We start from the raw sequence: 20,978 nt of genomic DNA on the forward strand, positions 1-20,978 counted from the left end.
ACCTTTTCTGTGAGTCAGCAGCCGCCGCGCCGCCATGGCACCCGCAAGCCCTACCGCCGCCCGAAGAAGGACCCGGTCCGGATCCTCGCGTTCGAAGCGTTGCGGGCCGTGGACGAGCGGGACGCGTACGCGAACCTGGTCCTGCCGCCGCTGCTGCGCAAGGCGCGGGACGCCGGTGACTTCGACGCCCGGGACGCGGCGTTGGCCACCGAGCTGGTCTACGGGTCGCTCCGCCGCCAGGGCACCTACGACGCGATCCTGGCCAACTGTGTCGACCGGCCGCTGCGCGAGGTCGACCCGCCGGTGCTGGACGTGCTGACGCTCGGTGCGCACCAGTTGCTCGGCACCCGGATCCCCCCGCACGCCGCGGTCAGCGCCACCGTCGAACTGGCCCGGGTGGTGTTGGGCGACGGCCGGGCGAAGTTCGTCAACGCGGTGCTGCGCAAGCTCACCGCGCACGATCTGGACGGCTGGCTGGAGCGGGTGGCCCCGGAGTACGACGAGGACCCGGAGGACCATCTGGGGATCGTGCACGCCCATCCGCGCTGGGTCGTCTCCGCGCTCTGGGACGCCCTCGGCGGCGGCCGCGCGGGCATCGAGGAGCTGCTGGCGGCGGACAACGAGCGTCCCGAGGTGACGCTGGTGGCGCGGCCGGGCCGGTCTACCGCCGAGGAACTGCTGGCGGCTACGGGCGAGGACGGCGCGGTGCCGGGCCGGTGGTCGCCGTACGCGGTCCGGCTCGCCGAGGGTGGGGAGCCGGGTGCGCTGGACGCGGTGCGCGAGGGGCGCGCCGGCGTGCAGGACGAGGGCAGTCAGCTGGTGGCGCTGGCGTTGGCCGCCGCGCCGCTGGACGGCCCGGACCGCATCTGGCTGGACGGCTGCGCGGGACCGGGCGGCAAGGCGGCGCTGCTGGGCGCGTTGGCGGCGCAGCGGGGTGCGGCACTGGTGGCGTCGGAGAAGCAGCCGCACCGGGCGCGGTTGGTGGCCCGGGCGCTGGACGGCAATCCGGGCCCGTACGCGGTGATCGCCGCCGACGGCACCCGTCCGGCGTGGCGGCCCGGGGTCTTCGACCGGGTGCTGGTGGACGTGCCGTGCACCGGCCTGGGGGCGTTGCGCCGCCGGCCCGAGGCGCGGTGGCGGCGGCGCCCCGAGGATCTGGACGGTTTCGCGCCGCTCCAGCGGGAGTTGCTGCGGCAGGCGCTGGCGGCCGTGCGGATCGGGGGCGTGGTGGGCTATGCGACCTGTTCGCCGCATCCGGCGGAGACCCGGGCCGTGGTGGAGGACGTCCTCAAGGGGCGCGGCGGCCCGGCTGCCGAGGCCGAGTGGATCGACGCCCGGCCGCTGATGCCGGGCGTGCCGGAGCTCGGTGACGGGCCGGACGTCCAGCTGTGGCCGCATCTGCACGGGACCGACGCGATGTATCTGGCGCTGCTGCGCCGGACCGCCTGACGGGTCCGCGGCCGCGGTGGCTGGTTTCCCCCTCCTCATGAGGGGAACCGGCCACCGGGGGAGCGGGTCGATGCCCGAGATATCTTGATGTCGAGCAATGTTGATATCTTGATGTCGAGCAATATTTGAGACGTGGATGGAGCGGAGTACCCGGTGACTGACTCGACCATCATTTACACCCACACTGACGAGGCCCCGGCCCTGGCGACGTACTCGTTCCTGCCGGTGGTCGAGGCGTACGCCTCGACGGCCGGGGTGACGTTGGAGACCCGCGATATCTCGCTGTCGGGTCGGATCATCGCCAGCTTCCCGGAGTACCTGAAGGAGGACCAGCGGATCGCCGACGCCCTCGCGGAGCTCGGCGAGCTGGCCAAGACGCCCGGCGCGAACATCATCAAGCTGCCGAACATCTCGGCCTCCATCCCGCAGCTGAAGGCGGCCGTCGCCGAGCTCCAGGAGCAGGGCTACGCGCTTCCGGACTACCCGGACGACCCGCAGACCGACGAGGAGCGCGAGATCCGCGCCCGCTACGACAAGGTCAAGGGCAGCGCCGTCAACCCGGTGCTGCGCGAGGGCAACTCGGACCGCCGGGCGCCCGCGTCGGTCAAGAACTACGCCAAGGCCCACCCGCACCGCATGGGTGCCTGGACCGGCGACTCCAAGACCAACGTGGCGACCATGGGCGCCGATGACTTCCGCTCCACCGAGAAGTCCGCGGTGATCGCCGAGGACGGCGCGCTCCGCATCGAGCTGGCCGGCGACGACGGCTCCACCACCGTGCTGCGCGAGTCGGTTCCGGTCTTGGCCGGTGAGGTCGTGGACGCCTCCGCGATGCGGGTCGGTCCGCTGCGGGAGTTCCTGGCCGCGCAGGTCGCCCGGGCCAAGGCCGAGGGCGTGCTGTTCTCCGTGCACCTGAAGGCCACGATGATGAAGGTCTCCGACCCGATCATCTTCGGCCACGTCGTGCGGGCCTTCTTCCCCAAGACCTTCGCCCAGTACGGCGAGGCGCTGGCGACCGCCGGGCTGACCCCGAACGACGGCCTCGGCGGCATCTACAAGGGCCTTGCGGCGCTGCCCAACGGCGCCGAGATCAAGGCGTCCTTCGACGCCGAGCTGGCCGCGGGCCCGGAGCTGGCGATGGTCGACTCCGACCGCGGCATCACCAACTTGCACGTGCCCAGCGACGTCATCGTGGACGCCTCGATGCCGGCCATGATCCGCACCTCCGGCCACATGTGGGGCCCGGACGGTCAGGAGGCCGACACCCTCGCGGTGCTCCCCGACAGCAGCTACGCCGGCATCTACCAGGCCGTCATCGACGACTGCCGGGCGCACGGCGCGCTCGACCCGGCCACCATGGGCTCGGTGCCGAACGTCGGTCTGATGGCGCAGAAGGCCGAGGAGTACGGCAGCCACGACAAGACCTTCGAGATCCCGACCACCGGTACGGTGCGGGTCCTCGACGGCGCAGGCAATGTCGTCCTGGAGCAGACCGTGGGCGCCGGCGACATCTTCCGGATGTGCCAGACCAAGGACGCGCCGATCAAGGACTGGGTCAAGCTGGCCGTCACCCGTGCCCGCGCCACCGGCGACCCGGCGGTGTTCTGGCTCGACGCGACCCGTGCGCACGACGCCCAGCTGATCGAGAAGATCAAGGCGTACCTGCCGGAGCACGACACCGAGGGCCTGGAGATCAAGATCCTGGCCCCGGTCGAGGCGATCACCTTCTCCCTGGAGCGGATCCGCCGCGGCGAGGACACCATCTCGGTCACCGGCAACGTCCTGCGTGACTACCTGACCGACCTGTTCCCGATCCTGGAGCTGGGCACCAGCGCCAAGATGCTCTCGGTCGTCCCGCTGATGAACGGCGGTGGCCTGTTCGAGACCGGTGCTGGTGGTTCCGCCCCCAAGCACGTCCAGCAGCTGGTCAAGGAGAACTACCTGCGCTGGGACAGCCTGGGCGAGTTCCTCGCGCTCGCGGTCAGCTTCGAGCACCTCGCGACGACCACCGACAACGCCCGTGCCAAGGTCCTCGCCGAGACCCTGGACCGCGCGACCGGTTCGTTCCTCAACGAGAACAAGTCGCCGAGCCGCAAGCTGGGTGGCATCGACAACCGCGGCAGCCACTTCTACCTGGCGCTCTACTGGGCCCAGGAGCTGGCCAAGCAGACCGACGACGCGCAGCTCGCGGAGGCGTTCGGGCCGCTGGCCAAGACGCTGTCCGAGCAGGAGCAGACCATCGTCGACGAACTGATCGCGGTGCAGGGCTCCCCGGTCGACATCGGTGGCTACTACCGCCCCGACCCGGCCAAGGCGTCCGCGGTGATGCGTCCGTCGCAGACGCTGAACCAGGCGCTGGCGGCCCTGAAGGGCTGATCGCCGCAGCACCACCTCGTCCGCCCCGGCCGGGCCGCGCGTCTGGCCGGGGCGGCCCGGTGCGCACCGGGCCGCGGGGTGACGGGGCTCTCCCCGCCCGGCGGGGTCCGGCCGCGCAGGGACCGCCATACTGGGGGCATGGCCTTGATCAACCCCAGCATCCTGTCCGCCGACTTCGCCCGCCTCGCCCAGGAGGCGAAGGCCGTCGAGGGCGCCGACTGGCTCCACGTCGACGTGATGGACAACCACTTCGTCCCCAACCTCACCCTCGGCGTGCCGATCGTCGAGGCGCTGAGCAAGGCGACGGACACCCCCCTCGACCTGCACCTGATGATCGAGGACCCGGACCGCTGGGCGCCGCAGTACGTGGAGGCCGGGGCCGGTTCGGTCACCTTCCACGCGGAGGCGGCCGGGGCGCCGGTGCGGCTGGCGCGGGAGATCCGGGCCAAGGGTGCGCGGGCGTCGATGGCGCTCAAGCCGGCCACCCCGATCGAGCCCTTCGAGGACCTGCTGCCCGAACTGGACATGGTGCTGATCATGACCGTCGAGCCCGGCTTCGGCGGTCAGGCGTTCCTGGACATCATGCTGCCGAAGATCCGTCGCACCCGTGAGCTGATCTCGCGGCACGGCCTTCAGATGTGGCTCCAGGTGGACGGCGGCGTCTCGGCGGAGACCATCGAGCGGTGCGCGGAGGCCGGCGCCGACGTGTTCGTCGCGGGTTCCGCGGTGTACGGGGCGGACGATCCGGCCAAGGCCGTCCGTGACCTGCGGGAGAAGGCCGAGGCGGCGACGGCCGGTAGCTGGGGCTGCGCGCATTGATCGAGTCGGCCCGGCCCGTACGGGGCCCGGAGCCGGTCCGTCCGGTGTGGTCCGCGCCATCGGTTGACCTGGTGGCAACCGAGCGTTCATGCCTGTCGTGCCGCTCGTGGTCCCCGTACACCTCGGGTTTCTGAAAGGATGAGCAAAGACTCGATCAGATGCGCAAAAGGGGAGAATTTCGTGGTAGCCAGCCGCCCACAGTCCGGAATGGGCCCCGCCGAGCTGGTGCAGGCTGCGGCCATGGCCCGCCGCTTCTATCTTGAGGGCAAGTCCAAGATCCAGATCGCGGAGGAGTTCGGCGTCAGCCGCTTCAAGGTCGCCCGCGTGCTGGAGACGGCCCTGGAGCGTGATCTCGTACGGATCGAGATCCGGGTGCCCTCCGAACTCGACGCGGAGCGCTCCGACGCCCTGCGCGCCCGCTACGGCCTGCGGCACGCGGTCGTCGTCGAATCGCCCGCGGACGCTTCCGAGGACGCCGCCGACCCGGAGAACCTCGGTGAGGTTGCCGCCGACCTGCTCGGCGAGCTCGTCGCCGAGGGCGACGTGCTGGGGCTCGCCTGGGGCCGCTCGACGATCCACATGGCGGCCGCCCTGCACCGGTTGCCGCCGTGCACGGTCGTCCAGTTGACCGGGGTCTACGACGCCGGCACCGCCGACCGCGGTTCGGTCGAGGCGGTCCGCCGCGCGGCCGACGTCTCCGGCGGCGAGGCGCACCCGATCTACGCGCCGATGCTGCTGCCCGACTCGGCCACCGCCGCCGCGCTGCGCGGCCAGACCGGCATCGCCCGCGCCTTCGAGTACTTCGACAAGGTCACCGTCGCCTGCGTCTCCATCGGTTCCTGGGAGCCGGGCGTCTCGACCGTCTACGACATGCTGTCGGAGGAGGAGCGGGAGCACTACGCCTCGCTGGGCGCGGCCGCCGAAATGTCCGCGCACCTCTTCGACGGCGAGGGGCGGCGCATCGGCCGTGACCTGGGCGAGCGGTGCATCACCGTCGAGGCGGACCGGCTGCGCCGCATCCCGGAGGTGGTGGCGATCGCCGGCGGCCGCCGCAAGGCCGCGGCCATCGGCGCGGTGCTGCGCTCCGGACTGGTGACAAGCCTGGTGACCGACACCGCGGCCGCCGACCACCTGTTGCTGGAGACCGGTCCGGGCCCGCGGCCGGCCCTGGACCGGGCGGATCCCGACGGGAAGTGAGCGGGCCCGGCGCGCCCGCCGGCGGGCAGCCGGCGCGTGGCTGTGACAGCATCGGCGCATGCTGATCCACACCGCCCCGCGCCGGGCCGCCGCCGTCGTCGGCGCGCTGCTCGCCGCGCTGCTTCTCGTCCTGACCGGCTGTTCCACCGGCGGTGACGGCAAAGGGAGTTCGGCCGGCACGCACCGGCCGGCCGCGACCGCCACGGCCGGCACCCGGTCGCCCGGCGGCGGCGCCGCACCGGGCTGGGCGAAGGGCCTGCCGACCGTGCCGGCGGACCGGCTGCCCGCGCAGGCGCAGCGCACCCTCAAGCTGATCGACGCCGGTGGGCCGTTCCCGTACCCCAAGGACGGCACCGTCTTCGGCAACTACGAGAAGCAGCTGCCCAAAGAGCCGCGCGGCTACTACCACGAGTACACGGTCGACACCCCGGGTTCCCGGACCCGCGGCGCCCGCCGCCTGATCACCGGCAAGCACCACGAGTTCTTCTACACCGACGATCACTACAAGAGCTTCAAGGCGGTGCTGCGGTGAGCGCCGAGGTGCCCCGGGCGCTGGCCGCGGTGCTCGACGGGCGGACGCCCGCCGGGGTGCTGCCCTGGCCGGCCGACCGCCCGGTCGCGGACGCCCTGGCCGCGGCCCGGGACGCGGGGTGGGACGGTGCCGCGCTGGACCTCGCCGGGGTCGCGGACAAGGCCGGGTTCCTGGACCGGTGCGCCGCCGCCCTGGAATTCCCGGCGTACTTCGGCCACAACTGGGACGCCTTGGTCGACTGCCTCACCGACCTGTCCTGGTGCCCTCCGTCGCGCGGTCGGCTGCTGGTCATCACCGGCTGGCAGGAGTACGCGGCCGCCGCGCCGGAGGACTGGAGTGTGGTGGAGGGGGTGTTGGCGGACTCCGTGGGGTACTGGCGGGACACCGACACTGGGCTTGCGGTGATCATGGCCGGCGGGCGCGGCCGGCAGGGGGCGTAGCCCGGGGAGCCGGCCCCCGTGGGCGCCGTTCCGCGACCTTACGCGTGCGTCCCGTGAGCCGGCGTCCCGGTGTGTGGACACCGGATTGGCGGATCACACACACGGCCCACGAGGCCGTAGGACTATCACATGAGTCCTGGTCAGGGCCCGTATCCTGGCAGTATGCGATTCCTCAATCCGAAGAACGGCGCCCTCGAAGAGAGTTCTTCGGTGCCCTACGACCTGACCTACGACGATGTGTTCATGGTGCCCAGCCGCTCGGCGGTGGGCTCCCGCCAGGCCGTGGACCTCGCCTCGCGCGACGGCTCCGGCACGACCATCCCGCTCGTGGTCGCCAACATGACGGCGATCGCCGGCCGCCGTATGGCCGAGACCGTGGCCCGCCGCGGTGGTCTGGTCGTCATCCCCCAGGACATCCCGAACGACGTCGTGACCGACGTCATCACCTGGGTCAAGCAGCGCCACCTGGTGCTGGACACCCCGATAGTGCTCTCCCCGGTCTCGACCGTGGCGGACGCGCTGTCGCTGCTGCCGAAGCGGGCGCACGGCGCGGGCATCGTCGTCGAGGGCGGCCGGCCGGTCGGCGTCGTCACCGAGCACGACCTGGCCGGAGTGGACCGCTTCACCCAGGTGTCCGAGGTCATGTCCAAGGACCTGCTGGTCCTGGATGCGGACATCGACCCCCGCGAGGCGTTCAACCGCCTCGACGCCGCCAACCGCAAGCTGGCCCCCGCGGTCGACGCGGACGGCAGGCTGGTCGGCATCCTGACCCGCAAGGGCGCGCTGCGCGCCACCCTGTACACCCCCGCCACGGACGCGGGCGGCAAGCTACGGATCGCGGCCGCCGTCGGCATCAACGGCGATGTGGCCGGCAAGGCCAAGGCGCTGCTGGACGCGGGTGTGGACACCCTCGTCGTGGACACCGCGCACGGCCACCAGGAGTCGATGATCAGCGCGATCAAGGCGGTCCGGGCGCTGGACCCGCACGTCCCGATCGTCGCGGGCAACATCGTCGCCGCCTCCGGTGTGCGCGACCTCATCGAGGCCGGCGCGGACATCATCAAGGTCGGTGTCGGGCCGGGCGCGATGTGCACCACCCGCATGATGACCGGTGTGGGCCGGCCGCAGTTCTCCGCGGTGCTGGAGTGCGCCGCCGAGGCGAAGAAGTACGGGAAGCACGTCTGGGCCGACGGCGGTGTCCGCCACCCCCGCGACGTGGCCATGGCGCTGGCCGCGGGCGCGTCCAACGTCATGATCGGCTCGTGGTTCGCCGGCACGCTGGAGTCGCCGGGCGACCTCCAGCACACCGCCGAGGGCCGGCCGTACAAGGAGAGCTTCGGGATGGCCTCGGCGCGTGCGGTGCGCAACCGCACCAGCGACGAGTCGGCCTACGACCGCGCCCGCAAGGCGCTGTTCGAGGAGGGCATCTCCACCTCCCGGATGTTCGTCGACCAGGCCCGTCCCGGCGTCGAGGACCTGATCGACTCGATCATCGCGGGCGTCCGCAGCTCTTGCACGTACGCCGGCGCCGCCTCCCTGGCGGAGTTCACGGAGAAGGCCGTGGTCGGCGTGCAGAGCGCCGCCGGCTACGCCGAGGGAAAGCCGCTGCACGACAGCTGGAGCTGACCTCCGGAGCCCGCTGACGGCTCCGACGCGCCGCCCACCGGCCCCGCACCGACCTGGTGCGGGGCCGGTGGCGTTCTCCGGGTACGACCGTGATTGACTGCGGTGGAGCGCAACGTTCCGCTGCCCTTCGCCGCCGTGCGCAACGAACCACCGTAGTTGCGCAAGGATCCTGCATTACGGCAGGTCAACGAGGGGCCGTAGTGTCATGCGCTGTACGTGGAGTGGCGGAGACCGCCTGCTCGGCGGTCTCCTGCTGCAGGGTGGTTCGTCCTGCCTGCCTGGCCGCTGCGGTCTAGTCACCGGAATGTGCCGGAATGTGTCAGTCTGACCGGCAGCGACGAAGGAGCCCCCAGTGTTGGAGAACGGCGCCGTCCCGCCCCCAGGGGACAGCTATTCCCCGCCGCCCGTCGGCGGCGGACTCGGCACTCGGCTGATGCGCCGCAAGCCGGTCGAGCGGTTGGTCGCCGAGGGCGGCCAGGGCGAGGGGGGCACGCTCCGCCGCTCGATGGGCGTCTGGCAGCTGACCATGATCAGCATCGGTGCCACGCTCGGCACCGGCATCTTCGTGGTCCTCGGCCAGGCCGTCCCGGTCGCCGGGCCGGCGGTCGTGCTCTCGTTCGTCATCGCCGGCGTCACGGCGCTGTTCTCCGCGCTCTCCTACGCCGAGCTGGCCGGCACCATCCCGGTCTCCGGCTCGTCGTACTCCTACGCCTACGCCACCCTCGGTGAGCTGATCGCCTGGGTCTGCGGCTGGTGCCTGATCCTGGAGTACGGCGTCTCGGTGGCGGCCGTCGCGGTCGGCTGGGGCCAGTACCTCAACGAGTTCCTCGGCGGCACGCTGGGCTTCACCATCCCCGACGCGCTCTCCGCCCCTCCGGGCCAGGGCGGCTACTTCAACCTGCCGGCCCTGCTGGTCGTGGTGCTGGCGATGGTGTTCCTGCTGGGCGGCGCCAGGGAGAGCGCCCGGGCCAACACCATCATGGTGGTCGTCAAGATCGCCACGCTGCTGCTCTTCTGCGGCGTCGCGATCCAGGGCGTGAAGTCCGGCAACTTCGCCAACTTCATGCCGATGGGTATGGCGGGGGTCAGTGCCGCCGGCGCCACCCTGTTCTTCTCCTACATCGGCTTCGACGCCGCCTCCACGGCGGGCGAGGAGGCCAAGAACCCGCAGCGCGACCTGCCCCGCGCGATCATGCTGTCGTTGGTGATCGTCACCGCCCTGTACTGCCTGGTCGCGGCCATCGCGGTGGGCGCCCTGCCGTGGCAGGAGTTCAAGGGCTCGGAGGCGGCGCTCGCCGGGATCCTCAAGACCGTCACCGGGCACGACTACTGGTCGGTGCTGCTGGCCTTCGGCGCCGTCGTCGCCATCGCCAGCGTCGTGCTGACCGTGCTCTACGGCCAGACCCGGATCCTCTTCGCGATGTCCCGGGACGGGCTGGTGCCCAAGACGTTCTCCAAGGTTCACCCCAAGAGCGGCGTGCCCCGGGTGAACACTGTGATCGTCTCCCTGTTCTGCGGGGTGCTCGCCGCCGCGGTGCCGCTCGGCGAGCTGGCCGACGCCACCAGCATCGGCACGCTCTTCGCGTTCGCGCTGGTCAACGTGGCCGTGATCGTGCTGCGCAAGACCCGGCCGGACATGCCGCGGGCGTTCCGTACCCCGTTCTCCCCGATCTTCCCCGCGATCGGTTTCCTGCTCTGCGCCTTCATGATGACCCGTCTCGGCCTGGTGACCTGGGTGGTCTTCGGTGTCTGGATGGCGGTCGGCCTTGTGATCTACTTCGGATACGGCATGCGCCGCTCCCGATTGGCCACCGCAGAGAAGTGACCCACCCGCAGTGCGACTGAACGATCTCGACGAACGCATCGTCCACGCCCTCGCCGAGGACGCCCGCCGCAGCTACGCGGACATCGGCCAGGAAGTCGGACTGTCCGCACCGGCGGTCAAACGCCGGGTGGACCGGCTGCGGGCGGACGGCGCGATCACCGGGTTCACGGTGCGCGTCGACCCGGCCGCCCTCGGCTGGGAGACCGAGGGGTTCATCGAGATCTTCTGTCGCCGCAACACCTCGCCCGAAGCGATCCACCGCGGTCTGTCGCGCTACCCGGAAGTGGCGTCCGCCTCCACCGTCACCGGTGAGGCGGACGCCCTGGTGCAGGTCTTCGCGTCCGACATGCGGCACTTCGAGCGGGTCCTGGAGCGGATCGCCGGCGAACCCTTCGTCGAGCGCACCAAGTCCGTGCTGGTCCTCTCCCCGCTGCTGCGCCGCTACGGGTCGGGCGCGCCCGGCTAGGGCCTGTCCGGGCCGGGCCGCTACGCGGCGTGCGCCGGGCCCATTCCCGCCGGCAGGTGCGGCGGGGTGCCCCCGGTCCACACGATGCGGAGCGCGGAGGCGGCGATCCGCCAGCCGTCCGGGGTCCGTACCAGCTCGGTGTCGGCGTGGCCGCCGGAGACGAAGAGCGCCTCGGACCCGTCGGCCAGCACGTGGGTGCTGAGCTGGGCCCCGCGGGCGGTGGCCCGGTCGCCGTCGATCTCGATGACGGCGTTGCCGCCCAGGTGCACGGTCCGGTCGAACAGGGCCATCCCCTCCCGGATCCGGGCCACCACGGCGTCCCGGCCGCGGACGGTGCCGAGGGGCATCTCGGCCGTGGCGTCCTCGGCGTAGAAGGCGCGGCCCCACGCCTCGTCGAACACCCCCTCGTCCAGGGAGCGCAGGTAGCGGTCCAACAGGTCGGCGATGTCGGCGCGGTCGGTGAGGTGCTGGAGCTGCCGCGCGGTCCGGAGGTGGGCGGGCTCGGCGGTCGGCGGGGTGGGGTCGGTGGCTGTGGCCTCGTGCGTGGTCATGCGGTGATCCTGCGACCTCAGGTGGACTTGAGGTCAAGGGTGGGGGAGGCGGGGGCCTCCACGGGTGTCGTGCCGGCGGGGCGCCGGGAGCGTAGACCGACCGTCACCGCGGCGCCCACCACCAGCACCACGGCCGCCGCGATCCGGTAACCCAGCGCGGCGGCGTCGGTGAACGCGGCCGCCGCGGCCGTCCCGTGCCCGGTGCCCGCGGCGTAACGGACCGACAGTGCGGTGCCGACCACCGCGATGCCCAGTGCCGCGCCCAACTCCCGTGCCGCGCCCTGGAGTCCGGAGCCCATGCCGGCCTGGTGAGCCGGCACCGACGTCACGATCGCGTGCGACAGCGTCGGCATCGCCAGGCCCGCGCCGGCCGCCATCAGCAGCAGGTACGCCAGGTAGCGCGGGTAAGGGGTTTCGACGTCGGCGGTGGAGAGCAGCAGCAGGCCGGTGGCCACCAGGAGCAGTGCGGCGCCGGACGTCTTGGCCTCGCCGATCCGCTGTGCCAGGCGCAGCCCGTACCGCGTCACCGCCAGCATCCCGAAGGCCAGCGGCACGATCGCGAAGCCCGTCCGCAGTGGCGTATAGCCCTTCACGTACTGGAGGAACTGCGCGTTGACGTAGAACAGGGCGAACATCCCGAAGAAGCCGACGGCGATCCCGGCGCTGCCGGCGCGCAGCCGCGGCAGCCGGAACAGCCGGGGGTCCAGTACCGGGTGCGCGACCCGCAGGCCGTGCCGGACGAAGAGCGCGAACAGCAGCAGGGCCAGGGCGAAGGCGCCGAGGACCGGCGTCGAGGCCCAGCCCAGGCCGGGGCCCTCGATGATGCCGAAGAGCAGGGCGAAGGACCCGAGGATCAGCAGCGCCGAGCCCGGCAGGTCCAGCGTCGCGGTCTGCCGTGGCACCGCGGGCGCGGACCGCGCCACCCAACCGAACAGGAGCAGCGCCAGCGGCACGTACCCCCAGAACAGCCCCTGCCAGGGCAGGTATTGGAGGATCAGTGCGCCGCCCGCGTTCCCCACCATTCCGCCGACGCCCATCGCGGTGCTCCACGCCGCGATCGCCGCCGCCTTGCGTCCGGGCGGGGATGCGTGGAGGAGTACGGACAGGGTGGCCGGCACCAGGAGTGCGGCCCCGGCGCCCGAGACGGCGCGGCCGCCCAGCAGTACCGGGAGGGTCGGGGCCAGCGCGCTGAGCAGCGCGCCGGTGCCGAAGACCGCGAGCCCGGTGAGCAGGGTGCCCTTCCGGCCGTAGCGGTCGCCGAGTGCGCCGGCCGGGATCAGCAGACCGGCGAAGACCAGTACGTAGGTGTCGACGATCCACAGCAGTTGGGCGGGGGTGGGGTGGAGGTCGCTCGCGGCGATCTTCGGGATGGCCAGGTTCATGGCGGCCACGAGGGACTGTGCCACCAGGACGCAGGCGCACATCACGGCGGTGACGGAGCGCCGGCCGGCGCGCGGGGGCGAGGTGCCGTCGGCCGACGGCGGTGCTGACGTGGTCATGGCGGGGACGCTAGAGTCCCGTTCAGTTGATCTCAAATGCAAGGTGTGCACGCCATGATTGCGCGAAACGCAAACATCGACTTCAACCTGCTGATCGCCCTGGATGCGCTGCTGGAAGAGGAGAGCGTGACCGCGGCCGCCGACCGGATCGGGCTCTCCGCGCCTGCCATGAGCCGGGCGCTCGGCCGGATCCGGCGGACCCTCGGCGATCCGGTGCTGGTCCGCGCCGGCCGGCACATGGTGCCGACCCCCCGCGCGCTGGAAATCAAGGCCGAGGTGCGGCGGCTGGTCGAGGCCGCGCACGGGGTGCTGGCCCCGTCCGCCCCCGCCGATCCGGCCCAGCTCACCCGGATCTTCGCCCTGAACGCCAGCGACCTGTTCGTCACCACTCTCGGGCCCGCACTGGTCGCCCGGGTCGCCCGGGAGGCGCCGGGGGTGGTGCTGCGCTTCCTCGGCGAGAGCCATGTCGATCTGCCGCTGCTCCGGGACGGGGTGGCCGACGTGGAGCTGGGCATGATCGACAGCCCGGAGCCGGAGATCCGTACGGAGCGGCTGTTCGAGGACCGCGCGGTCGCCGTCGTCCGGGAGGGCCACCCGCTGACCACCTGGCCGCTCACCGCCCGCCGGTACGCCGCCGCCCAGCACCTCAGCTTCTCCCGGCGCGGCCGGCTGGCCGGCCCCATCGACACCGCGCTGGCCGAACGCGGGCTGCGCCGCCGGGTGATCGCCACCGTGCCGACCGTCGCGGCCGCGCTGATGATGGTGCGGGACACCGACGTGGTGGGCATGGCCCCGGAGCGGACCGCGGCACCGATGGTGCGCGGGCTGGGCCTGTGCACCCTGCCCATCCCGTTCGACCTGCCGCCGATGCCGATGGCGATGGCCTGGCACCCGCGGCAGGAGGCCGACCCGGGCCACCGGTGGCTGCGCCGCGTGGTGCGCGAGACGGTGGCCGCCGCGGTGGCCTGAGTCACCCCGCCGGCACCCGCCCGACCTGGCCGCATGCCGCGTGCAACGAATCGCCGCGGTGACCCTTGAACGCGCAACGAATCGTCCGTCGCCACGCAACGGTGGCGCCTTGTCCCGGATCGTCGACGGACCGTACCGTCATTGCGTCCCACCCGAACCGCCACCGCCGAGGGGTCCCATGCCGCCGCTGCACACCGCCCTGCTCCAGAGTTCGGGACGGCCCGGCGACGTCGCGCACAACCTGACGGTGCTCGCCGACGCGGCCCGCGAGGCGGCCGCGACCGGCGCCCGGCTGCTCGCCTGCCCCGAGCTGTTCCTCACCGGCTACGCGATCGGCGGTGACGTGCACCGCCTCGCCGAGCCGGCCGACGGTGCCAGCGCCCGGGCCGTCGCCCGGATCGCCGCCGAGCACGGCATCGCGGTGCTCTACGGCTACCCGGAGCGCGCCCCCGAAGAGACCGGCGTGGTCTACAACTCCGCCCAGCTGATCGGCCCCGACGGCACGGCGCTCGCCAACTACCGCAAGACCCACCTCTTCGGCTGCTTCGAGCGCGAGTGGTTCACCCCGGGCGACCGGGCGGTCGTCCAGGCGGAGCTGGACGGGATCCGGATCGGCCTGCTGATCTGCTACGACGTGGAGTTCCCGGAGAACGTCCGGGCGCACGCGCTGGCCGGGACGGATCTGCTGCTGGTGCCCACCGCGCAGATGCACCCGTTCCAGATCGTGCCGGAGCAGATGATCCCGGTGCGCGCCTTCGAGAACCAGATGTACGTCGGGTACGTCAACCGGGTCGGCGCGGAGGGCGAGTTCGAGTTCGTCGGCCTCAGTTGCCTGGCCGGACCGGACGGCGTCGTCCGCACCCGCGCCGGACGCTCCGAGCAGCTGGTGCAGGCCGCGGTCGACCCGGCGTTCCTGAAGGAAGCCCGGGAGAACAACCCCTACCTGCACGACCGGAGGCCGGAGCTCTACACCGACCTCGCCTGACCGGCGCCCCACCGCGGCCGGTGGATCCGCCCGCCGCAGTGCCGTTCCCCGGTCCGCCGTAGCGCCCCGCCGCGCCCGCACCGCCCCACCGCGCCCGAGCGCGCCCCGCCGCGCCCGCCCGTGCCCGATACGCCCTGATCCGCCCCGCCCCGCCCCCGCCCGCAAGGAGTCCGCCCCGATGACGTCCACGGTGCCCCCCGCCGTCCCGCACACCGCCGTGCAGCCGCCGATCACCATGTTCGGCCCGGACTTCCCCTACGCGTACGACGACTACCTCGCGCACCCGGCGGGCCTCGGCCAGATCCCGGCGACCGAGCACGGCACCGAGGTGGCCATCGTCGGTGGCGGCCTCTCCGGCATCGTCACCGCGTACGAGCTGATGAAGATGGGCCTCAAGCCCGTCGTCTACGAGGCGGACCAGATAGGCGGCCGGCTGCGCACCGTCGGCTTCGACGGCTGCGACGAGTCCGTCAACTGCGAACTGGGCGCGATGCGCTTCCCGCCGTCCTCGACGGCGCTCCAGCACTACATCGACCTGGTGGGCCTGGAAACCGCGCCGTTCCCCAACCCGCTCGCCGAGGCCACCCCGTCGACCGTCGTCGACCTCAAGGGCGAGTCGCACTACGCCGAGACCGTCGACGACCTGCCCGCGGTCTACCGCCAGGTCGCCGAGGCGTGGAACGCCTGCCTGGAGGAGGGCGCCGACTTCTCCGACATGAACCAGGCGATGCGCGAGCGCGACGTGCCGCGGATCCGCGAGATCTGGGCGCAGCTCGTCGAGAAGCTCGACAACCAGACCTTCTACGGCTTCCTCTGCGACTCCAAGGCGTTCACGTCCTTCCGGCACCGCGAGATCTTCGGCCAGGTCGGCTTCGGCACCGGCGGCTGGGACACCGACTTCCCCAACTCCATCCTGGAGATCCTGCGGGTCGTCTACACCGAGGCCGACGACCACCACCGCGGCATCGTCGGCGGCTCCCAGCAGCTGCCGCTGCGCCTGTGGGAGCGCGCGCCGCAGAAGATCGTGCACTGGGCCCAGGGCACCTCGCTGTCGTCGCTGCACGACGGCGCGCCGCGGCCGGCCGTGACCCGGCTGCACCGCACCGCCGGCAACCGCATCACCGTCACCGACGCCTCCGGCGACATCCGCTCGTACAAGGCGGTGGTCTTCACCGCGCAGAGCTGGATGCTGCTGTCGAAGATCGACTGCGATGACGACCTGTTCCCGATCGACCACTGGACGGCGATCGAGCGCACCCACTACATGGAGTCCAGCAAGCTCTTCGTCCCGGTGGACCGGCCGTTCTGGCTGGACAAGGACGAGGAGACGGGCCGCGACGTGATGTCGATGACGCTCACCGACCGGATGACCCGCGGCACCTACCTGCTGGACAACGGCCCGGACCAGCCGGCCGTCATCTGCCTCTCCTACACCTGGTGCGACGACAGTCTGAAGTGGCTGCCGCTGTCGGCGAACGAGCGCATGGAGGTCATGCTCAAGTCGCTCGGCGAGATCTACCCGAAGGTCGACATCCGGAAGCACATCATCGGCAACCCGGTGACCGTGTCCTGGGAGAACGAGCCCTACTTCATGGGCGCGTTCAAGGCCAACCTCCCCGGCCACTACCGCTACCAGCGGCGCCTGTTCACCCACTTCATGCAGGAACTGCTCCCCGAGGACAAGCGCGCCATCTTCCTCGCCGGTGACGACATCTCCTGGACGGCCGGTTGGGCCGAGGGCGCCATCCAGACCGCACTGAACGCGGTGTGGGGCGTGATGCACCACCTCGGCGGCGGCACCGACGGGACCAACCCGGGCCCCGGCGACGTCTACGACGAGATCGCGCCGGTGGAGCTCCCGGAGGACTGAGTGCTTCCGCAGCGCTGCGCAGGCGCGGGCGCGTCGGGTCCTGAACGTTCCGCTCGCGTGCGCGCCAACTGACGTGCGGAGGGCCCCGGTTGATCCGGGGCCCTCCGCACGTCCGCGTACGGGCCGGGTCCGGGAGCCCGGGCGGTCCCGCCGGCGCGGTGCTACAGGCCGGCCGCCCGGACCCGGCCGTGCAGTTCGGCGGCCCGGTCGGCCAGCTCCTTGCCGTCCCGGCAGTGCACCTGGAGATCCACCAGAACCTCCTGGACCCCGGCTTCGGCGGCGCCGGCCAGATCCGCCAGCACCTGGTCGTGGCTGCCGGTGTACGGGCGGCGTTCGGCCTCCGGCAGGGGCGCCCCGGTCAGCTCGACCCCGACCCGCAGGACGACGTCCAACTCCCCGGCGTCGCGGCCGTGCCGCTCGGCCGCCCGGGCCAGCCGCGCCAGCAGCGGGGCGAGCTGCTCACCCGTCAGGTGGGCGGGCAGCCAGCCGTCGGCGCGCCGCGCCACCCGGTCCAGGGCCCGGCCGCCGCCCGCGGCCAGGTAGACCGGGATCGGACGGGCCGGCTTGGGCCCGACCGAGGCCGGTGCGATCTCCGTCCAGCGGCCCCGGTACGCGACCGGGTCGGGGCCCCAGACCGCCGCGCAGACGTCGAGCAGTTCGTCCAACTGGGCGCCGCGGTCGGCATACGCGGTGACCCCGGCCGCCCGGTACTCGTCCTGGGACCAGCCGGTGCCGAGGCCCGCCAGCACCCGCCCGCCGCTGGCCGCGTCCAGCGTCGCCAGCGTCCGGGCGAACGGGAACGGCGCGTGCAGCCCGGAGACCAGCACACTGCTGCCCAGCCGGACCCGGTCGGTGACGGCGGCGGCCAGCGCGAGGGTGACCAGCGGGTCGGCGCACCGGCGGTAGAAGTCGGGCCAGGGCAGGCCCGGCACGCCGTAGAGCCCGTCGAGGGGTTCGCGCGGGAACACCGTCCGCTCGAAGACCCAGACGCTGTCGAAACCGATCTCCTCCGCGGCGCGGGCCACGTCCCGCACCGCGCGCCGCGGGTCGTACTGCGGCATCTGGGGCAGCCCCAGTCCCAGTCGTAACGTCATGGGCGGCACCCTACGGCGGGGCGCCCGGCAGCGGAACGAAGCCGGCGGCGGCCGTGGCGCGCCGCCGTCGGCCGGCCGCCGCGCCGCGGACTATCCCAGCGGGGTCAGCAGACAGCGGCCGATCAGGCCCACGCTCGCGTCCAGGCGGTCGGCGAACTCCTCCGCGACCTCCGGGAGCCGGCGGACGCCCCACATCATGCGGGCCGCGGCCCAGGCACCGTCGCGGGCCATCTCCAGGCTCCAGGAGCCGACGAGGTGGGTGAGCGGATCGGCGATGTCCAGGAGGTCGGGGCCGGGCATCAAGGTCTCCCGGATACCCTCCTCCAGGCCGGTCAGGAGCGTGCCGATGCGGTCGAAGTCGCCCTCCAGGGCGGGCGGTTCGCAGTCCAGCGCCCGGCAGGTGTCCACGACGGCCAGCGCGAGGTCGTGGCCGATGTGCGCGTTGATGCCGGCCAGCGCGAACTGCAGCGGGCGGACCCTGGGGTGCCGGCGCAGCTGGAACAGCGGCCGCCAGCAGGCCGGCGGCCGCAGCCCGGTGGCGTCGGCGTCCACCGCGGTGAAGTAGCGGCGGGCGAACTGGACGTCCAATGCGCCGGCGGCCTCCGGGTCCTCGAAGGCGCCACTCCCTACCCGTTGGACGACGGCCTCGGTGACGGCCAGGTAGACCCGGTTGAAGACGGCCACCCCGTCGTCGGCGGGCAGCGCCCGGTCCAGCGCCCGCATCCGCGCCAGTACGTGCGTCACCTCGGCCGTCGCCGCAGGTCCGGAGCGGTCGACGGACCGGGCGGCGGGTTCTGCGACGGTGTGCTGCGGGCCGTTTCGGCCGTGCTGCTGAAGGGTCGTCATCCGCTCAGCGTGACATCGCGGTACCCCTAAATATGCCGATGACTGTGGCGAGTTGACCGGAACGGGGTAATAATCGGCGCGCCGTCTTGAGGCCCTTCCTACCGTCCCGCGCCGTTCAGCTCCCGTGGTGCCCCTACCGCGTCGATTTGTGCCGCGCATTTCCGGTCGGGCCGCAAGCAGCGGTGCACGCAAGCAGCGGTGCTGTCCCCGCGAAAGCCCGTGAGAACACCCAGGTCCATACGGACTGATCCATTCGGCATCCCAGGAAACGCCGTATGAACACGGCGCAGAATTCCGGAGGTTGATCCGTGTCCCGAAGACTTGCCGCCATGGCGGTCACGCCGCTGCTGACCGTCTCCGCACTGGCGGTGGCCGCCGCCCCGGCCCAGGCCGCCCCCGCCGACAAGCCGCAGGTGATGATGGGCTTCACGCAAACCAGCGCGGCCAGCTACGGCAACTGGCTGGCGGCCCGCAACAATCAGGGGAGATGGGCCGCCTACGCTTTCGACTGGTCCACCGACTATTGCTCCAAGTCGCCGGACAACCCCTTCGGCTTCCCGTTCAAACTCTCCTGCGCCCGACACGACTTCGGCTACCGCAACTACAAGAAAGCGGGCACTTTCTCCGCCAACAAGGCGCGTTTGGACAGTGCCCTCTATGCGGACCTGAAGCGGGTCTGCGCCCGCTATTCAGGCGCGAAGAAGACCTCCTGCAACGGGCTGGCCTGGACGTATTACGAGGCCGTCAAGAAGCTCGGTAAGTGACGCCCGACGACGGTCCGCGGCGCGGCGCGGCCACCGCCCGCACCCACGGACCGCCCGCGCCCACGGACCGTCGGCGGTGGTGGCCGTCGCTGCTTGGCGTGCGGGGGAGCCGGGGCGCGCAGCAGGTGGGGGCGGGTGCGCACCACGATGGTGCCTCGTTTGTCCTGACGCGGTGGTTCGACTATGAATCACTTCGGCTCTGTGGCGTGCAGGGCGTCGCAGAAGTGGAGAGTGATCATGGCGGGCTTCGGGTGGAAGCTTCATGGAGACGGGCGGCATCTGAAGCCGGGGGAGGTGGTCAAACCCGGTGAACGTCTGACGTGGGGCCGCACCATCGCGCTCGGAGCCCAGCACGTCGTCTCGATGATCGGCGCGTGCTTCGTCGCTCCGGTGCTGATGGGCCTGGACCCCAGCCTGGCCCTCATGGCATCCGGCGTGGCCACGGTCCTCTTCCTGGTGATGACCCGCGGGCGCATCCCCAGCTACTTGGGCTCGTCGCTCTCCTTCGTCGGCGTATCCGCCGTGATCGCAGGTCAGGGGGGTGATGCCGGCACGCTGACGGGCGCGATGCTCGTCGTGGGTGCTTGTCTGGCGGGCTGCGGGATCGTCATTCACGTTCTCGGCGCCCGCGTGATCCACGCGGTTCTGCCGCCCGTGGTGACCGGCGCGGTCGTCATGCTCATCGGCTTCAACCTCGCCCCGGTGACGGCCTCCACGTACTGGCCGCAGGATCAGTGGACGGCCCTGGCGACCATGCTGTTCACCGGCCTGGCCCTCGTCGTCCTGCGAGGCTTCTGGTCGCGGATCGCCATCTTCTTGGGTCTGGTCTTCGGGTACGTACTGTCCTGGGTTCTCGACCGCACCACGGGAATGATTCATGCGGCCGACGGCGCGGGGAAGGTGACCGACCACTGGCGCATCGACTTCTCCGCCGTCGAGAAGGCCGACTGGATCGGCCTCCCGACGTTCCACGCACCGAACTTCTCGGCCTCGGCGATCCTCGTGGCGCTTCCCGTCCTGGTGGCACTGGTCGCGGAGAACGCCGGTCACGTCAAGGCGGTCGGGGAGATGACCGGTGACCCCCTCGAAGACAAGATGGGCATGGCCATCGTCGCCGACGGCACGGCAACGGTCCTCTCGACCGCGGTCGGCGGCCCCGCCACCACGACGTACGCCGAGAACATCGGCGTGATGGCGGCGACCCGGGTCTATTCCACCGCCGCCTATTCCGCGGCAGCCGCCTTCGCGTTGCTCTTCGGACTGTGCCCGAAATTCGGCGCGGTGGTGGCCGCGATCCCCGGCGGGGTGCTGGGCGGCATCACGGTCATCCTCTACGGCATGATCGGCCTGCTGGGCGCCCAGATCTGGATTCGCAACAAGGTGGACTTCACCCTGCCGCTGAACCTCATCCCCGCCGCGGCCGGCATCATCATCGCCATCGGCGGCGTCTCGCTGAAGTTCACGGAACACTTCGAACTCAGCGGAATCGCCCTCGGGACGCTGATCGTGCTCACCGGATACCACTCCCTGCGCTGGCTCTCGCAGGCAGCCGGCCAGCGCCACATGCCGCTCCTCGACGCCGGAACCAGCGACTACGACGGATCCGCTGACCGCAACGACTGACCGCGACGAACGTCTGACCGCAACGACCGAGGCCCTCCGCTGCTCCG

At 71.9% G+C, this 20,978-nt stretch carries 18 protein-coding genes; 14 read left to right on the forward strand and 4 right to left on the reverse strand.

Translation table 11 applies throughout. The annotated features are described in order from the left end of the window. The first annotated feature begins 9 nt into the window (after positions 1 to 9). The 9 genes from ACO0M4_RS27975 to ACO0M4_RS28015 all read left to right on the forward strand — a co-directional run bounded on the left by ACO0M4_RS27975 (position 10) and on the right by ACO0M4_RS28015 (position 10,730). On the forward strand, positions 10 to 1,449 hold the full coding sequence (locus ACO0M4_RS27975) for an RsmB/NOP family class I SAM-dependent RNA methyltransferase (protein WP_430373673.1): 1,440 nt from the start codon (positions 10 to 12) through the stop codon (positions 1,447 to 1,449). 153 nt (positions 1,450 to 1,602) lie between these two features. Beyond that, the gene (locus tag ACO0M4_RS27980) at positions 1,603 to 3,825 is read left to right on the forward strand and encodes an NADP-dependent isocitrate dehydrogenase (RefSeq protein ID WP_430373674.1); all 2,223 of its coding nucleotides are present in this window, start codon (positions 1,603 to 1,605) and stop codon (positions 3,823 to 3,825) included. Between the two features lie 138 nt (positions 3,826 to 3,963). Continuing rightward, entirely contained in the window at positions 3,964 to 4,644 is a 681-nt protein-coding gene (gene rpe, locus ACO0M4_RS27985) for a ribulose-phosphate 3-epimerase (RefSeq protein WP_430373675.1), read from the forward strand. A gap of 207 nt (positions 4,645 to 4,851) precedes the next feature. Continuing rightward, a complete protein-coding gene (locus tag ACO0M4_RS27990) occupies positions 4,852 to 5,841 on the forward strand; it encodes a sugar-binding transcriptional regulator (RefSeq protein ID WP_390015433.1) in 990 nt (329 codons plus the stop codon). A gap of 58 nt (positions 5,842 to 5,899) precedes the next feature. Continuing rightward, complete coding sequence (locus ACO0M4_RS27995; protein ID WP_430373676.1) at positions 5,900 to 6,373, forward strand: ribonuclease domain-containing protein; 474 nt, start codon at positions 5,900 to 5,902, stop codon at positions 6,371 to 6,373. Further along, positions 6,370 to 6,813 carry a barstar family protein gene (locus ACO0M4_RS28000; RefSeq protein WP_430373677.1) on the forward strand — a complete coding sequence of 148 codons (444 nt, stop codon included), beginning with the start codon at positions 6,370 to 6,372 and terminating at the stop codon, positions 6,811 to 6,813. Before ACO0M4_RS27995 ends, ACO0M4_RS28000 begins: the two co-directional genes overlap by 4 nt. A 162-nt stretch (positions 6,814 to 6,975) precedes the next feature. Beyond that, on the forward strand, positions 6,976 to 8,439 hold the full coding sequence (locus tag ACO0M4_RS28005) for a GuaB1 family IMP dehydrogenase-related protein (protein WP_430373678.1): 1,464 nt from the start codon (positions 6,976 to 6,978) through the stop codon (positions 8,437 to 8,439). Positions 8,440 to 8,791: 352 nt separating this feature from the next. Beyond that, positions 8,792 to 10,264: an amino acid permease gene (locus tag ACO0M4_RS28010; protein WP_430373680.1), complete on the forward strand. Its 1,473-nt coding sequence runs from the start codon at positions 8,792 to 8,794 to the stop codon at positions 10,262 to 10,264. Positions 10,265 to 10,274: 10 nt separating this feature from the next. Next, positions 10,275 to 10,730 carry an Lrp/AsnC family transcriptional regulator gene (locus ACO0M4_RS28015; protein WP_248015300.1) on the forward strand — a complete coding sequence of 152 codons (456 nt, stop codon included), beginning with the start codon at positions 10,275 to 10,277 and terminating at the stop codon, positions 10,728 to 10,730. A 20-nt stretch (positions 10,731 to 10,750) separates the two neighbouring features. Here the strand turns inward: ACO0M4_RS28015 and ACO0M4_RS28020 are convergent, their stop codons facing one another. Together ACO0M4_RS28020 and ACO0M4_RS28025 are read right to left on the reverse strand one after the other, a co-directional pair. After that, entirely contained in the window at positions 10,751 to 11,281 is a 531-nt protein-coding gene (locus ACO0M4_RS28020; RefSeq protein ID WP_430373682.1) for a nuclear transport factor 2 family protein, read from the reverse strand. Between the two features lie 17 nt (positions 11,282 to 11,298). Then, a complete protein-coding gene (locus ACO0M4_RS28025; protein ID WP_430373684.1) occupies positions 11,299 to 12,780 on the reverse strand; it encodes an MFS transporter in 1,482 nt (493 codons plus the stop codon). 54 nt (positions 12,781 to 12,834) lie between these two features. Between ACO0M4_RS28025 and ACO0M4_RS28030 the strand changes: the two genes are divergently transcribed. The 3 genes from ACO0M4_RS28030 to ACO0M4_RS28040 all read left to right on the forward strand — a co-directional run bounded on the left by ACO0M4_RS28030 (position 12,835) and on the right by ACO0M4_RS28040 (position 16,604). Further along, entirely contained in the window at positions 12,835 to 13,749 is a 915-nt protein-coding gene (locus tag ACO0M4_RS28030; RefSeq protein ID WP_430373685.1) for a LysR family transcriptional regulator, read from the forward strand. Between the two features lie 178 nt (positions 13,750 to 13,927). Further along, on the forward strand, positions 13,928 to 14,734 hold the full coding sequence (locus tag ACO0M4_RS28035; protein ID WP_430373687.1) for a carbon-nitrogen hydrolase family protein: 807 nt from the start codon (positions 13,928 to 13,930) through the stop codon (positions 14,732 to 14,734). Positions 14,735 to 14,912: 178 nt separating this feature from the next. Continuing rightward, positions 14,913 to 16,604, forward strand: a complete 1,692-nt coding sequence (locus ACO0M4_RS28040) for a flavin monoamine oxidase family protein (protein ID WP_430373688.1) — start codon at positions 14,913 to 14,915, stop codon at positions 16,602 to 16,604. 161 nt (positions 16,605 to 16,765) lie between these two features. Here the strand turns inward: ACO0M4_RS28040 and ACO0M4_RS28045 are convergent, their stop codons facing one another. Continuing rightward, on the reverse strand, positions 16,766 to 17,698 hold the full coding sequence (locus tag ACO0M4_RS28045) for a TIGR03619 family F420-dependent LLM class oxidoreductase (protein ID WP_430373690.1): 933 nt from the start codon (positions 17,696 to 17,698) through the stop codon (positions 16,766 to 16,768). Between the two features lie 90 nt (positions 17,699 to 17,788). After that, complete coding sequence (locus ACO0M4_RS28050) at positions 17,789 to 18,544, reverse strand: DUF5995 family protein (RefSeq protein WP_430373691.1); 756 nt, start codon at positions 18,542 to 18,544, stop codon at positions 17,789 to 17,791. A 329-nt stretch (positions 18,545 to 18,873) separates the two neighbouring features. Between ACO0M4_RS28050 and ACO0M4_RS28055 the strand changes: the two genes are divergently transcribed. Both ACO0M4_RS28055 and ACO0M4_RS28060 read left to right on the forward strand, forming a co-directional pair. Continuing rightward, on the forward strand, positions 18,874 to 19,308 hold the full coding sequence (locus ACO0M4_RS28055) for a phospholipase (protein WP_430373957.1): 435 nt from the start codon (positions 18,874 to 18,876) through the stop codon (positions 19,306 to 19,308). Between the two features lie 237 nt (positions 19,309 to 19,545). Further along, positions 19,546 to 20,931, forward strand: coding sequence for a uracil-xanthine permease family protein (locus ACO0M4_RS28060; protein WP_430373692.1), 1,386 nt, complete (start codon positions 19,546 to 19,548; stop codon positions 20,929 to 20,931). Positions 20,932 to 20,978 lie beyond the last annotated feature (47 nt).

Source organism: Streptomyces sp. RGM 3693 (genome assembly GCF_050471125.1).
In the GTDB taxonomy this organism is placed as follows: domain Bacteria; phylum Actinomycetota; class Actinomycetes; order Streptomycetales; family Streptomycetaceae; genus Streptomyces.

What these genes read in the sequence shown, in the direction of transcription:
- ACO0M4_RS28025 (WP_430373684.1), bottom strand. Translation starts at nt 12,780, where the DNA reads ATGACCACGTCAGCACCGCCGTCGGCCGACGGCACCTCGCCCCCGCGC.
- ACO0M4_RS28055 (WP_430373957.1), top strand. Translation starts at nt 18,874, where the DNA reads ATGGCGGTCACGCCGCTGCTGACCGTCTCCGCACTGGCGGTGGCCGCC.
- ACO0M4_RS28005 (WP_430373678.1), top strand. Translation starts at nt 6,976, where the DNA reads ATGCGATTCCTCAATCCGAAGAACGGCGCCCTCGAAGAGAGTTCTTCG.
- ACO0M4_RS27990 (WP_390015433.1), top strand. Translation starts at nt 4,852, where the DNA reads ATGGGCCCCGCCGAGCTGGTGCAGGCTGCGGCCATGGCCCGCCGCTTC.
- ACO0M4_RS28035 (WP_430373687.1), top strand. Translation starts at nt 13,928, where the DNA reads ATGCCGCCGCTGCACACCGCCCTGCTCCAGAGTTCGGGACGGCCCGGC.
- ACO0M4_RS28050 (WP_430373691.1), bottom strand. Translation starts at nt 18,544, where the DNA reads ATGACGACCCTTCAGCAGCACGGCCGAAACGGCCCGCAGCACACCGTC.
- ACO0M4_RS27995 (WP_430373676.1), top strand. Translation starts at nt 5,900, where the DNA reads ATGCTGATCCACACCGCCCCGCGCCGGGCCGCCGCCGTCGTCGGCGCG.
- ACO0M4_RS28040 (WP_430373688.1), top strand. Translation starts at nt 14,913, where the DNA reads ATGACGTCCACGGTGCCCCCCGCCGTCCCGCACACCGCCGTGCAGCCG.
- ACO0M4_RS28030 (WP_430373685.1), top strand. Translation starts at nt 12,835, where the DNA reads ATGATTGCGCGAAACGCAAACATCGACTTCAACCTGCTGATCGCCCTG.
- ACO0M4_RS28045 (WP_430373690.1), bottom strand. Translation starts at nt 17,698, where the DNA reads ATGACGTTACGACTGGGACTGGGGCTGCCCCAGATGCCGCAGTACGAC.
- ACO0M4_RS28020 (WP_430373682.1), bottom strand. Translation starts at nt 11,281, where the DNA reads ATGACCACGCACGAGGCCACAGCCACCGACCCCACCCCGCCGACCGCC.
- rpe (WP_430373675.1), top strand. Translation starts at nt 3,964, where the DNA reads ATGGCCTTGATCAACCCCAGCATCCTGTCCGCCGACTTCGCCCGCCTC.
- ACO0M4_RS28060 (WP_430373692.1), top strand. Translation starts at nt 19,546, where the DNA reads ATGGCGGGCTTCGGGTGGAAGCTTCATGGAGACGGGCGGCATCTGAAG.